General features: G+C 70.9%; 10 protein-coding genes. 7 read left to right on the forward strand and 3 right to left on the reverse strand.

Going from position 1 to position 13,774, the window contains the following annotated elements:
• Positions 1-6: 6 nt before the first annotated feature.
• From ACZ5XS_RS04145 to fxsT, 4 genes are read left to right on the forward strand one after another with little or no spacing between them, the layout of a single operon-like run.
• The gene (locus tag ACZ5XS_RS04145) at positions 7-837 is read left to right on the forward strand and encodes an AAC(3) family N-acetyltransferase (protein WP_468647647.1); all 831 of its coding nucleotides are present in this window, start codon (positions 7-9) and stop codon (positions 835-837) included.
• Positions 830-1,492: a TIR-like protein FxsC gene (locus tag ACZ5XS_RS04150; RefSeq protein WP_468647648.1), complete on the forward strand. Its 663-nt coding sequence runs from the start codon at positions 830-832 to the stop codon at positions 1,490-1,492. The genes ACZ5XS_RS04145 and ACZ5XS_RS04150 overlap by 8 nt, the downstream gene beginning before the upstream one ends.
• Positions 1,492-2,808: an FxsC protein gene (fsxC, locus tag ACZ5XS_RS04155; RefSeq protein ID WP_468647649.1), complete on the forward strand. Its 1,317-nt coding sequence runs from the start codon at positions 1,492-1,494 to the stop codon at positions 2,806-2,808. The genes ACZ5XS_RS04150 and fsxC overlap by 1 nt, the downstream gene beginning before the upstream one ends.
• A complete protein-coding gene (gene fxsT, locus ACZ5XS_RS04160) occupies positions 2,805-6,740 on the forward strand; it encodes an FxSxx-COOH system tetratricopeptide repeat protein (protein ID WP_468647650.1) in 3,936 nt (1,311 codons plus the stop codon). The genes fsxC and fxsT overlap by 4 nt, the downstream gene beginning before the upstream one ends.
• Positions 6,741-6,750: 10 nt before the next feature.
• On the opposite strand, the gene ACZ5XS_RS04165 is transcribed toward fxsT, so the two are convergent.
• The 3 genes from ACZ5XS_RS04165 to ACZ5XS_RS04175 all read right to left on the reverse strand — a co-directional run bounded on the left by ACZ5XS_RS04165 (position 6,751) and on the right by ACZ5XS_RS04175 (position 9,174).
• Positions 6,751-7,650, reverse strand: coding sequence for an alpha/beta fold hydrolase (locus tag ACZ5XS_RS04165; RefSeq protein ID WP_468647651.1), 900 nt, complete (start codon positions 7,648-7,650; stop codon positions 6,751-6,753).
• Between the two features lie 218 nt (positions 7,651-7,868).
• Positions 7,869-8,240, reverse strand: coding sequence for a PIN domain-containing protein (locus ACZ5XS_RS04170; RefSeq protein ID WP_468647652.1), 372 nt, complete (start codon positions 8,238-8,240; stop codon positions 7,869-7,871).
• Between the two features lie 43 nt (positions 8,241-8,283).
• Positions 8,284-9,174 carry an NAD(P)-dependent oxidoreductase gene (locus ACZ5XS_RS04175; protein ID WP_468647653.1) on the reverse strand — a complete coding sequence of 297 codons (891 nt, stop codon included), beginning with the start codon at positions 9,172-9,174 and terminating at the stop codon, positions 8,284-8,286.
• A 303-nt stretch (positions 9,175-9,477) separates the two neighbouring features.
• Between ACZ5XS_RS04175 and ACZ5XS_RS04180 the strand changes: the two genes are divergently transcribed.
• The 3 genes from ACZ5XS_RS04180 (at position 9,478) to ACZ5XS_RS04190 (ending at position 13,729) form a co-directional block, all read left to right on the forward strand.
• Positions 9,478-10,494 (forward strand): hypothetical protein, encoded by a 1,017-nt coding sequence (locus ACZ5XS_RS04180; RefSeq protein ID WP_468647654.1) that lies wholly within the window; start codon positions 9,478-9,480, stop codon positions 10,492-10,494.
• A gap of 236 nt (positions 10,495-10,730) precedes the next feature.
• Complete coding sequence (locus ACZ5XS_RS04185) at positions 10,731-12,002, forward strand: nucleotide sugar dehydrogenase (protein ID WP_468647655.1); 1,272 nt, start codon at positions 10,731-10,733, stop codon at positions 12,000-12,002.
• On the forward strand, positions 11,999-13,729 hold the full coding sequence (locus ACZ5XS_RS04190) for a glycosyltransferase (protein ID WP_468647656.1): 1,731 nt from the start codon (positions 11,999-12,001) through the stop codon (positions 13,727-13,729). Before ACZ5XS_RS04185 ends, ACZ5XS_RS04190 begins: the two co-directional genes overlap by 4 nt.
• The last annotated feature ends 45 nt before the right edge of the window (positions 13,730-13,774 follow it).

Genomic DNA, 13,774 nt, shown 5'->3' on the forward strand with positions numbered 1-13,774 from the left:
CGGAGGATGCCCACGGAGGCCTGCCTCACCGCGGACCTGCGGGCACTCGGCGTCGAGAAGGCCATGACACTGCTGGTGCACGCGTCCTTGCGGTCCGTCGGCCCCGTACCCGGCGGCGGCCGCGCGGTACTACGTGCGCTGCGGGCGGCGCTCGGTCCCGACGGCACCCTGGTGGTGCCCACGTTCACCGAGGGGAATTCGCTGACATCACGGACGTATGTCCGCATGACGCGAGGCCTGACATGGAGTCAACTCCTGTCCTACCGTAGGAACATGGAGCCCTTCAGCGCGGCTTCCACCCCCTCCGACGGCATGGGACGGCTGGCGGAGGAGGTGCGGACCACCCCGGGAGCCGTGCGCAGCACGCACCCGCAGACGTCCTTCGCCGCGCTCGGACCCCGGGCCCGCCGGATCACCGCCGGGCACGCCCTGGACTGCCTGCTGGGCGAGCGGTCCCCCCTCGGCCGGCTGTACGACGAGGGGGCGTACGTCCTGCTGCTGGGCGTCGGGTTCGAGGCCTGTTCGGCGTTCCACCTGGCCGAGTACCGGCAGCCCGGCGCGGTCCGCCGACGCTACGACTGCCGGCTGCTGACCGACGACGGTCCGCGCTGGACGGATTTCGTCGACGTCGACCTCGACGACAGCGACTTCGCGGAGCTCGGCAGGCGGCTGGAGCTGTCCCTGCCCGCCGGCCGTGGCCCTATCGTCCGGGGCCGGATCGGTGCGGCCGACAGCCGGCTGTTCCCGCTGCGCTGGGCCGTCGACGCCGCCGCCGACCGGATGGCCGCGGGCCGTCCCGCATCCCGAGGCCTCTCCGCGGAGGCCGACCGTGCATGAGAGCCGCACCCGCGACGAGCCGCGCAGCAGCGTCCAGCAGCCCTACGGGTTCCTCAGCTACGGCCGCACCCCGCACGTACCGGAGAGCGACAGACCGCCGGACGAACGACTGCTGCGCTTCCACACCAAACTGACCGGCGACCTGATGGAACTCACCGACCTGGACGCCAAGATCCCCGCGGTCTACCTCGACCGTCGCATTCCGCTGGGCAGCGCCTGGCAGGACGAACTCAAGGGCCGCCTCGCACGGTGCCAGGTCCTCGTTCCGGTCCTGTCCCGTCGCCTGTTCACCAGCGAGTGGTGCGCCCTGGAATGGGAGTGCTTCCAGCGGCGGCAGGAACTCCACCGCGAACGGGGGACCTTCACCCGCAACGCCATCGTCCCCGTCCTGTGGAACCCGCTGCGCCCCGATGAGATCCCCCGCCCCTACTCCGAACTGCAGTACACCCACCAGGACTTCGGCGACGAGTACGCGAGGGCGGGGCTGCTCGGCCTGCAGGCCCACGGACGTCGTGGGGCCTTCTCCAGGGTGGTTTTCCAACTCGCCCAGAAAATCGTCGAGGTCGCGGTGAGCGCTCGCCTGGAACCGTGCGATCCGGGCGTCTTCGACGACCTCTTCGACTCCCTGACCGGTTCCGCGGGGGAGGAGCGCTGATGCTTGGCAGCCGTTTCACACAAGGCGTGCGCGACTGGGAGCCCCACTTCTTTCTCAGCTACGCCCCCGTGCCCCCGCCTGGCGGAGGCGGAGACACCGACCGCCCGGCGGCCGACAAGAACGTGAAGGAGTTCTACAACGACCTGACCAGGGCGGTCCTCACGATGAGCGGATCCTCCGCGGCAGGCTGCGTCGGCTATCTGGACGCAGCCGACCGTGGCGGGCCCGACACGGCGCGCGCCCTGCACCGTTGCCACAGCTTCGTTCCCCTGATCACGCGCCGCTACTTCACCGACGTGTACTGCGGCCGGCAGTGGTACGCCTTCACCCACCGCTCTCCTCGGGGCAGACTCATACCGGCGTTGTGGACGCCGGTGCCGACCACCGCGCGCCCCGTCGTCGTCGACCTGGACCTGCCCGTGCCCGAGCGGCCGGCGGCACCGCTTCGGGTGGAGGACGAAGCCCTGAACCTCTACGCGGAGGGCGGCCTGTACGGGCTGCGAAAGGACGTCGACCACCCGGAGTACTACGACCAGTGCGTCCGCAGGATCGCCCAGTGCGTCGTACAGGCGGCCGGCCGCGCACCCGAACCCCTGCCGGAGGAGGACACCTTCGCCGATCTGGACGCCGTGCCGGACGCGTTCGCCGCCTCGTCCTGGCACCCGCTGGGCATCGCCGTGCTCGCGCCGGACATCCACCACCTGCCGCCCGACCGCAGGGACACCAAGTACGGCCGCGAGCCAGGAGACTGGCAGCCCTTCAGCGACGGCGTCAGCATCCCGCTGGCCGAACGCACCGCCGAACTGGCCCGCAATCTCGGGTTCTCCCCCGAGATCCGCACCTACGACGAGGCCGAGTCCGTCTTCTTCGGGGAGCGTGAGACCAGGAGCCCCTGGGTGCTCATCCTCGACCCCTGGATCCTGCACGACCCCGCCGCCATGGACCGGCTGCGCGCCTTCGACGCCCGCGACCTGCCCTGGGTGACCGTGCTGACCCCGCTGGCCGACGACCCGCAGACCAGGCACGCGCGCGGGGAACTCGGCGCGCTGCTGAGGTCCGCGCTGCCCAGGCGGCTGAGCACGGGCCGGGCCATCCAGCGGGCCGCCGTGGCCGGCATCGACAACTCGGAGGCGTTCAACTCCCGTTTCATGGAGCTCGCCGACAGCGCGGCCCAGCACTACCTCAACCGCGTTCCGCTACGATCCTCGACCAGGCCCTCGGCGTCGACGGAGCGGCCCCAGGCCGCGTCCGGCGGACCGGTCGCCCCCGCCTTGGACCAGGCCGATTCCCAGGGTGACCAGGAGGCCCAACCGTGACCGGCGTACTCCCCAGCCCCGACGGCGGCAAGATCGTCACGTTCTACAGCTACAAGGGCGGCACCGGTCGCACCATGACGCTGGCCAACTCCGCCTGGATCACGGCCTCGCAGGGCAAGCGGGTCCTGGTGGTCGACTGGGACCTGGAGGCGCCGGGACTGGACCGCTTCCTGAGCCCGTTCCTGGAACCGAACGCGTTGCGCGACCGCCCCGGAGTGCTGGACCTCATCAACGACTACATGCTGAAGGTCGAGTCCCTGCACGGTGCCCAGGTCGACGAGGGATGGATCACCGAGCAGGCCGACATCGGCAAGGCGGTCTCCCCGCTGCAGTGGAACTTCCCCGGCGAGGGCCGGCTGGACTACGTCTCGGCGGGCCGCCAGGACCGCAACTACTCGTCCATCTTCTCCCAGTTCAACTGGAACCGCTTCTACGAGGAGCAGTACGGCGGACAGTTCCTGGACGCCCTGTGCGTCCAGTTCCGGCGCGGCTACGACTACGTCCTCGTCGACAGCCGTACCGGCCTGAGTGACATCTCCGACATCTGCACCATCCACTTCCCCGACGTGCTGGTGAACTGCTTCACCCACAACGACCAGAGCATCGAAGGCGCGGCGGCCGTCGCCCGCAGGGTGGAGGACACCTACCGCGACCGGCGCATCCGGATCCTGCCGGTGCCCATGCGGGTGGAGGACTCCGAGGCGGACCGGCTGGAGGCCGCGCGGGCCAAGGTCCGGCGCACCTTCGACCAGCTGCTCGCGCGGACCCCGCACGTCGATCCGCGCGGCTACTGGGGCAAGGTGGAGGTGCCGTACAAGCCCACGTACGCCTACGAGGAGATCCTGGCGACCTTCCGCGACGAGCCGGAGACCCCCGCCTCCCTGCTCGCGGCCTGCGAACGGCTGACCTCGGTCATCACGGAGGGCGAAGTGAGCCGGCTCGCCCCGATGACCGACGAGGAGCGGCAGAGCTACCTCAAGGCCGTCGTGCGCCGCCGGCCGCCGGACCCCACCCATGTGTTCCTGAGCCATGTGCCCGAGGACCGGATGTGGGCGGACTGGATCGGGCGGGTCCTCAGCGACGCGGGCTTCACCGTCGGCGACGCCCGTTCCGAGGACGGCTCGGCCGCCGGTGCCCTGCTCCGCGACGACACCGACAGCAATGTGCGCGGTGCCTCCCGCACGGTGGCCGTGCTGTCCGCCGCCTACCAGAAATCCCCCCAGGCCAGGGCGGTGTGGGAGGCGGTGGCCGCGGCCGACCCGATGGGATCGCGGCGCACCCTGGTGCCGATCCAGGTCAGCGACGTGCGGCTGGGACACCCGTTCTCGGACCGCAAGCCGATCCATCTGGCCAACATGACCGAGGCGCAGGCCAGGAGTGTCCTTCTGCGGGCCCTGGACGCGCAGGTGGTCCAGGGCGAGCATCCCGCGGACGCCTCCGCCGGCGGCCCGCGCTTCCCGGGAGCGGAGCCGCCCGTATGGTCCGTTCCCGTGCGCAACGCGGCCTTCACCGGACGCGCCGAGGTTCTGGAGAACCTGCGGCTGCGGCTCGAGGACTCCGGCACCGCCACCCTCCTGCATGGCATGGGAGGCGTCGGCAAGACCCAGCTGGCCACCGAGTACGCGCACCGCTACCGCGGCAACTACGACGTGGTCTGGTGGATCGAGGCGGAGTTCGGCGACCTCGCGCTGCGCCAGTACTCCGAACTCGCCCCCCATCTCGGCATCGAGGAACGGGACAGCATCAGTGCAACGGCCGACGCGGTGCGCAACGCGCTGCGCAGAGGCACGACGTACGACCGCTGGCTGCTGGTCTTCGACAACGCGACGACTCCCGAGTCCATCGAGCGCCTGCTGGTCAACAGCCCCGTCGGCCACGTCCTGATCACCACGCGCAACGAGGGCTGGGCGCAGATCGGCGAGCGGGTCGAGGTCGACGTCTTCTCCCGCGCCGAGAGCATCGAGCACCTCCTGCACCGGGTGTCCGCCATCAGCGCGGAGGACGCGGACCGGGTCGCGGAGGCGTTGGGCGACCTGCCGCTGGCCGTCGACCAGGCGGCCGCCTGGCTGAACGAGACCGGACAGGACGCCGCCGAGTACCTCGAACTGCTCCAGCCGCAGCTGGCGACGCTGGAGGCGGCCGCGGACGTCCGGACCTACCCGCTGCAGGTGGGCGCGACCTGGAACATCTCCATCCAGCAGCTCAACTCGCCGGTCGCCCGGCGGCTGTTGCAGCTGTGCGCCCATTTCGGTGCGGACCCCATCTCCTTCGACCTGGTGCACGGCAAGGAGATGGCCGAAGCCCTCAGCGAGGTCCAGCCGGGCAGCGACGGCACGGCGCTGGTGTCCCGGGCCATCCGGCAGCTGCACCGCTACGCCCTGGCCAAGGTCGACCGCAAGAGCCGCAGCATCCAGGTGCACCGGCTCGTGCAGGCCGCGGTGCGTTCGTCGATGTCCGACGAGGAACAGGAGTCGGCGCTGCGCTGCGTGCGCAACGTGCTCAGCGGCGCGCGCCCGTCCGAGGGCGACGTGGAACGCCCGGGGAACTGGTCCCGCTACAACATGATCTGGCCCCACCTCAAGACACCGTGGACCAAGTACTCGCTCGACGACCGGATCCGGCGTCTGATGACCGAGTGGCTGCGGTATCTGCGGGCCCGCGGCGAGTACGCGGAGGCCATGTCGCTCGCGGAGGAGCTGCTGGTCATCTGGCAGAAGGAGGCGGGACCGAACGACCGCTGGACCCTCCACCTGCGCTTCGAGATCGCCAACGTGCTGCGCTTCCAGGGCTGGTACAGCAGGGCGCTCGACATCGACCAGGACGTCTACGAGCGGCAGCGCGAGGCGCTGGGCGACGACGACGCGCACACCCTGATGACGGCGGGCGGCCTCACGGCGGACCTGCGGGCCGTGGGCCGGGTCGGCAGGGCACTGGAGATCGACCGCGAGACCTACGAGCGGTCCGTCGACCTCCTGGGCGACGACCATCCCCGGACCCTGTTCGCGGCGAACAACCTGGCCGTGTCGATGCGCATGGCCGGGGACTGCTTCGAGGCGCAGACCGTCGACAAGGACAACTGCGACCTGCGCGCCCTGACGCTGGGCGCGAAGCACCCCTACACCCTGTTCTCCCTGATCAACCTCGGTCGCGATCTGCGTTCCTGTGGTGAGTACGAGGCCTCGGCCGAGGTTTTGCGCAGCGTCCATGAGACGGCCGTCGAACTCGGTCCGGAGTCACCACCCGCGCTGGAGGCCGCGAAGGCCCTCGCCATCACCCTGCGCCGGCTCGACCGGCTGGACGAGGCCGTCGACCTCAGCCAGGCCGTGCTGGACATCTGCCGGCGGCGCCTGAGCGAGGCCTCGCCGGAGACGCTGGTGGTCCGGCTCGGCCTCGCGGGCCATCTCGCGGCGGCGGAACGCCACGAGGAGGCCTGCACGGAGACCGCCGACCTGCTCGAACGGTTCCGCGCCGCGCTCGGGGAGACCCACCCCAACACGCTGGCGTGCGCGGTCAACCACAGCATCAACCTGCTGTCGACCGGCCGGCTCGCCGCGGCCCGGGAAGTGTGCGAGCAGGCCCGTGCCGCGCTGCAGACCACACTGGGTCCCGAGCACCCGTTCAGCATGAACTGCCAGATGAACCTGGCGAACACCGAGGCAGCCCTCGGTGACGCCGGCAAGGCCGAGCGCAACTACCGCCAGGCGCACCGGGAGTTGCGCGACCGTCTCGGCGCGGACCATCCCACGGCCCTCACCTGCCTGGGCAACCTCTCGGTCCTGCTCCGGGAGACCGGCCGTACCGCCGAGGCCGAGCAACTGGCCCGGGAGACCCTCGAGGTCCTGAGTGCCAAGCTCGGCGGGCAGCATTCGAAGGTGGTGCGGCTGCGCAGTGGTCAGAGGGTGGGTCTGGAGCTCGACCCGCACCCGATCTGAGGCAGCGGGCTCACGCCGTCGTGATGGCGGCGGCGTCGGCCTTCGCCTGTTCCCGGAGCCAGCCGAGCACCTTGGGCAGCACCGGAACGGCCGCGAAGTGCGCCGCCGACGGCTGCAGGACGACGGTGGCGTGCTCGATCCTGCCGGCCAGCCAGGTGAAGTGGTTGACGGGGGAGAACACGTCCTTCTCGCCGTGCCACAGCAGGGTCGGCACGGTGATCTCCTTCGGATCGAAGCCCCACGACATGCTGAAGGCGACGGCGTCGTCGATCCAGCCGTCCGCGCTCTGTTTGATCCCGGCCTGGAAGTTCTTGTGCAGCATCCGCCGGATGCCCGCGTCCGCCACGACGTGCCGGTCGACGTCGGGCAGCTCATCGTCCAGGTCCTTCAGCACGGCCATCGGGTCGGACCGCATGGCGTCCGCGTTCTGTACCAGGGTGCTCTGCAGCAGCGTGAGGTTCTCGCGGGCGTTGCGGTACTCGCGGACGTTGGACTCCGTCATCCCCTCGAACCAGTCCAGCTCCTCGGCGTCCGGAGGTGCGAGGCTCACCAGCACGGCGGCGCTGCGCACCTTGTCGGGCAGTCGCGCGGCGCAGGCGAGAGCGTGCGGGCCGCCTCCGGACCGGCCGACGACGGAGAAGTCGTCCAGCTCCAGGAACGCGGCGATGTCCTCGACGTCCTCGGCGGCGTCGACCACATGGCGGCCGGGCCTGCGGGTGGAGCCGCCGTAGCCGGGGCGGTCGTAGGCGATGAGATGGATGCCGAGCTGGTAGAGCACCATCGACCGCGGGCGCGGTCCCATACGGCTGCCCGGGGTTCCATGCAGCAAAAAGACGGGGTGTCCTCGAGGATCACCCCAGGAGTCGAAAACGAGCTCGCGCCCGTCTCTGCTGCGAGCGGCACGCGCCACTCCTGCCTCCCGTCCACCGGCCGTCCTGAGTGCCGGAATCCTCTCAGAACGACGGGCCCCGTCGACTCAGCTTCTCGCGACGGCTTCATCCCGTCACTGGAAAGTGACCAGAATGTCGAAATTCTGACCGAACGAGGCCAGCTTATGCTTATTCTGGCGGGTCGGCCCGTGGGCAGAAGGTCCCCTGGCGGGGCCGGACGGGGCACGGCACCGAGGGCCTAGCCGCGCACGGTACGCGGTCCGGTGACCTCCGCCCCCAGTTCCGTCACCCGGCGACGCAGCTCCCGGTCGGCCGTCACGACCAGGCACGGACGCCCGTCGGCGCCCGCGACCAGCTCGACCATCCGGTCGTCCCCACTCCCCGGTGCGGCCTCGACCCGCACCCCCGGTACCGACTCCACCCCGCGGGCCGCGCCCTCGACCACCAGGACGATCTCCACCGCCCCGAAGTGCCCCGGCAGCCCGTCCGCCGCCAGCCGGTCCCGCAGCCGCTCCGCGGCCCCCCGCCGGTCCCGCCACCACCCGTCGGGCACCGACCCGACGACGTTCGCGGCGTCCACGATCACGAGCAGCGGGGCGTTGTCGTCCATACCGGCCAGGGTCCCACGGCCGATGGGGGAGCAGGGCTCCGGTTCAGTCCTCCCGCTTCTCGTCGAAACTCGCGAAGTACGCCGCCACCATGTCCTCGTCGGCGTGCCCCCGCGAGGCGGCCCGCTCCAGCCGCTCCGCGCTCGCGAGCGCCACGTCCAGCCGTACGCCGTTGCGCTCACCCGCCTCGACGATGAGACGGGCGTCCTTCGCTGCGGTGGCCACCGCGAACTGGGGCGGGGTCAGCCGGCCGTCGAGGACGAGCGCGGCCTTGGCGTGCAGGTAGCCCATGTCGAGCGGACCGCCCGCGATGAGGCCGAAGAAGCTGTGCGGGTCGACGCCGAGGGCCTGGGAGAGGGCCAGCACCTCGCCGGTCGCCGCCGTGGCGGCGATGACCCAGCTGTTGGCGACCAGCTTCAGACGCGTGGCGGAGCCGGCCGCGCCGTCCTCGCCGGTCCACACCGTCCGGGCGCCGACCGCGTCGAACACCGGCGCCACCGCGGCGCGGCCCTCGACCGGTCCTGCGGCCAGCACGGTCAGCTGTCCGGCCTCCGCCGGCTGACGGGTGCCCAGCACCGGCGCGTCGAAGAAGACGAGCTCGTGCTCGCGGGCGAAGCCGGCCAGCTCGCCGACCGCCTCGAGGCCCGCGGTCGTCGACTGCGCCCAGACGACGCCGGGACGCAGCCCGGGCACCGCCTCGCGCATCACGTCCAGGGCGGCGGGACCGTCGTACAGCATCGTCAGGACCACGTCGGCGCCCCGTACGGCCTCGGCGGGCGTGTCGGCCACCAACGCGCCGTCGGCGGCGAGGGGTTCGGCCTTGTCGCGGGTGCGGTTCCAGGCCCGGACGGTGTGCCCGGCCCGGGCGAGGTTGCGGGCCATCGCGGCCCCCATGATCCCGGTGCCGAGAACGCTCACGGTGCGGGTGTCGGTCATGACGTCGACTTCCTGTCCTCGTACGTGCCTGTCGCTGTGAACCAGCCTGCCTGACGAGTGCGGGGCGACGACGAGACGGCCGCGGGCGAGGTCCGAGGGCCGGACGCGCCGCTCGACGCGCTGACGCCTCCCGAGGGCGGCAGTGCCGGGCCCCCGTGCGCCACACCGCTCCCGTGCGCCTGACGGGCCCCTGAGAGCCGCTGTGGACCCACCTCTCCCCTCGCCGTGCCCGCCCTGTACGTCCGTAGCCCCGGACCGGGGGGCCGGACACGCCGGGTGATGCCCTCCGCTTAGAGTGAACCGGTGAACGGCGACTGGCTCATACGCGGCCGCGACGGCCGGCTCAGTGTGTATCTGCCCGCGGGTGACGTCGTCCGGTGCCGGGCCGAGCGCGGGCCCGGCGGCCCGTGGGAACCCGCCCGCAAGGTGGGCGGCGACCAGAAGCTGCACCCCGTGCTCGCGATCGGGCAGGGCGGCGACGGGTACGCCCATCTGGTCTCCTGGCGGCCCACCGCGTCCGGCGAGGCCGGCCTGGTGCACTCCACGCACTTCCGGCCCCGGCTCGCGGCCCTCGACTGGGTGCCGATCGGGCACCCCGACAAGAAGGGCGCCCGCACCGGCACGCCCGCCGTCGCCGTCGACGCCCAGGGCCGCGCCCACGTCTTCGTACGGAACAAGAGCGGTGGCGTGAGCATGACCGCACAGAAGGAGAAGGGCGGCTGGAACCCCTGGTGCGACCTCAAGGGGACTGACGTACAGGAGGAGTTGGCGGCCGTCACGGGGGAGTCCGGACGCGTCGAGCTGTACGCGGCGGCCGCCGGCGGTCTCCTGCACTGGCGTCAGGAGGAGCCCGGCGCCCAGCCGGTCCTGGAGGAGGCGATCGAGGTGCCGGTCCGTCCGGGCACCCTGCGGGCCCTCGCCACCTCCCCCGAGAGCACCACCCTCTTCTTCGCCGACACCTCCGGCGACCTGTGCGCCTGGCGCGTGGGCGCCAAGCCGGTCACGCTCCTCGCCTCCGCCGGCCCCGGCGCGGTCTGTGCCGTCCGCTGCGAACTCGACGGCCACGACTGCACCCTGCTCGCCCAGCGTTCCGCGAGCGGCCGGGTGGCCTTCGCCGCGTACCCCACCGAGCAGGAGTCGGCGGGCGCCTGGTGGACCGAGTCGGGTCCCCAACTCCCCGCGGACGCCGAGGTGTCGATGGCCGTCGACGAGGACGACCGGGTCGTCGCGGCCACCCTCTCCCCGGCCGACGGCCACCTGCTCCTCACCCGCCGCAAGGACGAGCCGGGACTCGCGCTGGAGGCCTGGCGGCAGGTCTGACGGCCGGTCCGACGGCCCGTGGTCCCGTGGTCCCTGACGCAATCAGGGACCAGGGACACCTGAAGCACACAGAGGGTTGTATGGATGCGCGCGTGACGAGGGGCACGTTAAGAAGTTGTGGTTGAGAAGTGAAAACCCTTGCTAGCCTCACTGCGTTTGTTCGAATTTATCGGGAGACCGACGTAGCACCGGCACCCGGCCCGAGCGGTCGGTAAAACGGGGTTGGGAATGTTGTCGTGAGCAGATCCTCCACGGTGGATCTTGTCGTTGTCGGACTCGGTTACGTGGGGCTGCCGCTGGCCCGTTCCGCCGCCGGCGCGGGCTTGAAGGTGGTGGGTCTCGATCGCAGCCGACGGGTCGTCGACGGGCTGAACGCCGGTCGTTCCCACGTGGACGACATCACCGACGCCGAGGTCGGCGCCATGCTCGGCCAGGGCTTCGAGGCGGTCGACCGGGCCGAGGTCATCGCCGACGCCGCCGCGGTCGTCGTCTGCGTCCCGACCCCGCTCACCGACCACGGCGCCCCCGACCTCGGCGCGGTGCACGCCGCCGTGGACGACATCGCCGCGCACCTGCGGCCCGGCACGCTCGTGGTGCTGGAGTCGACGACGTATCCCGGCACCACCGACGAGGTCGTCCGCCCGCGCCTGGAGGCCGGCGGACTGCGCGTCGGCACGGACTTCCACCTCGCCTTCTCCCCGGAGCGCATCGACCCGGGCAACCCCGAGTTCGGCCTGGAGAACACGCCCAAGGTCGTCGGCGGCATCACCGCGGACTGCACCAAGGCCGCCCGCGCCCTCTACGAGCGCTTCGTGCACCGGGTCGTCGAGGCCAAGGGCACCCGCGAGGCCGAGATGGCCAAGCTCCTGGAGAACACCTACCGGCACGTCAACATCGCGCTCGTCAACGAGATGTCGATGTTCTGCCGTGAGATCGGCGTCGACCTCTGGGACGCGATCCGCTGCGCCTCCACCAAGCCGTTCGGCTTCGCGCCCTTCTACCCGGGCCCGGGCGTGGGCGGTCACTGCATCCCGATCGACCCCAACTACCTGTCGTACAAGGTGCGTTCGCTCGGCATCCCGTTCCGCTTCGTGGAGCTGGCGCAGGAGATCAACCAGCGCATGCCGGTGCACGTCGTCAACCGCGCGGCCGACATGCTCAACGACCAGGGCAAGGCGGTCCGCGGCTCGCGCGTCCTGCTGCTCGGCGTGACGTACAAGCCGGACATCTCCGACCAGCGCGAGAGCCCGGCGCTGGCCGTCGCGGAGAACCTCCTCAAGCGCGGTGCCGAACTCGTCTACTTCGACCCGCGCGTCCACGACTGGAAGGTCGGCGGCGCGAGCGTCGAGCGGACGGACGACTACCTCGCCGCGGCCGAGTCCGCCGACCTCACCATCCTGCTCCAGCCGCACCGCGAGATCGACCTGGCCGAGCTCGCCGACCGCGCCCGCGCGCTCTTCGACACCCGGGGCAAGTCCGCCGACCACCCGCGGGTGGTCAAGCTGTGACTTCCGAAGATACGTACATAGCCGGAGCCGTCGACTCCGACGGCCATCGGGGCCACCGGAAACGCCGGCACCTGAAGGTCTCGTACTTCGTCTTCCTGGCCCTTGCCGCACTGATCGCGACGAGGCTCGACGCAGGCTCCCTGCACCTGTACTCGATGGGCGCGATGGGCCTGCTGGCCCTGAAGATGTTCGGCGCCCTCTTCTACCGTCCGGCCAAGGCCGGGCGGGAGGAGCTGGAGTACCTGGAGAACGCCTGGGTCACCGCGGTCATCCCGATCTACAACGAGGACCCGGTGATGTTCGAGCAGGGCATGCGCAGCCTCCTCGCGCAGAGCCGCCTGCCCAACGAGATCCACATCATCGACGACGCCAGCGCCAGCGACTCCGGCATCCGGACGGCGAAGAAGATCCGCCGCGAGTTCGAGGCCAGGGGCGTCAAGTACACGGTCAGCGTGCAGCCCGAGAACAAGGGCAAGCGCGAGGCCCTCGCCCTCGGCTTCGAGGCCGCCCCGTACTCCGACATCTTCCTGTGCGTCGACTCGGACACCGTCCTGTCCCGGGACACCGTCCGCGAGCTGCTGCTGCCGCTGGCCGACGAGAAGATCATGGCCTCCACCGGCATGGTCCTGGCGCTCAACCACGACAGCAACATCTTCACGCGCCTGCAGGACCTGCGGTACGGCAACTCGTTCCTCTTCGAGCGGGCCGCCTACTCCCGCCTGAAGTCGGTCCTGTGCTGCTGCGGCGCGCTCTCCGCCTACCGCGGCACGCTGGTGCGCAAGTACCTCCCCGACTTCCTCAACCAGCAGTTCCTGGGCAAGCCGGCCGTCTTCGGCGACGACCGCCGCATGACCAACTACTGCCTGATGGAAGGCCAGGTCGTCTTCCAGGAGACCGCCGTCGGCTACACGGCCGTCCCCGAGAAGCTGCCGCACTTCCTGCGCCAGCAGGTCCGCTGGAACAAGTCCTTCTTCCGCGAGTCCCTGTGGGCCTTCCGGCACCAGAAGAAGTACCGGCCCGCCTTCTGGCTGACCTGCATGGAACTGGCGCTGTGGCTGGTCTTCGGCTCGGCGATGTTCTACTCGATGGTCATCCTGCCGATCATCAAGCCCGACCAGTTCGTCAACCACATCGGTGACTACCTGATCTTCATGGTCCTCATGGGGTACCTCCGCAACGTGCGGTACCTCGACTTCCCGCGCCGCGGCATGGGCTTCATCAAGCGGTTCGGCATGTTCCTGCTCGCGCCGATCTACGGCGTGATCCAGCTGACCCTGCTCACCCCGCTGCGCTTCTACGCCCTGTTCACCCTGCACAAGGGCAGTTGGGGCACCCGCCAGGGCGGCGTCGAGGTGTCCGTGGCCGGCGACCACGAGGCCGACGTGACGGAGATCTTCGAGGAAGAGGACCCGTACTCCGACAAGAAGGTCACCGAGACGCTCCAGCTGATGCGTCTGGAAGGCGTCGCTCTGCGCACCCGGCCTCGCCCCTCCGGCCCCATCCCCACCCAGCCGCAGCCGCTGCCCGGCTACGACGAGCAGCACGCGCACGTGCCGCAGCAGGCCGTCACCTGGGGGACGCCGGCCCCGGCCGGACAGCAGCAGTGGCAGGGCGGGCACCAGGATCCGTACCAGCAGCAGGGCTACGACCCCCACCAGCACCAGGGCGGCTATGTGGACCCCTCCTGGCAGCAGGGCAATGGCCAGGGGAACGGGCAGGGCTGGTAGGCCCCACGCACGCACGCAAGCAGAAGGAGGGGCGGCCCCGGGGCC

This window comes from Streptomyces sp. NPDC033131, from assembly GCF_055578365.1.

Excerpts from the sequence above, each read along its gene's own strand:
- fsxC (WP_468647649.1), top strand. The coding sequence starts at position 1,492 with ATGCTTGGCAGCCGTTTCACACAAGGCGTGCGCGACTGGGAGCCCCAC.
- ACZ5XS_RS04175 (WP_468647653.1), bottom strand. The coding sequence starts at position 9,174 with ATGACCGACACCCGCACCGTGAGCGTTCTCGGCACCGGGATCATGGGG.
- ACZ5XS_RS04170 (WP_468647652.1), bottom strand. The coding sequence starts at position 8,240 with ATGGACGACAACGCCCCGCTGCTCGTGATCGTGGACGCCGCGAACGTC.
- ACZ5XS_RS04145 (WP_468647647.1), top strand. The coding sequence starts at position 7 with ATGCCCACGGAGGCCTGCCTCACCGCGGACCTGCGGGCACTCGGCGTC.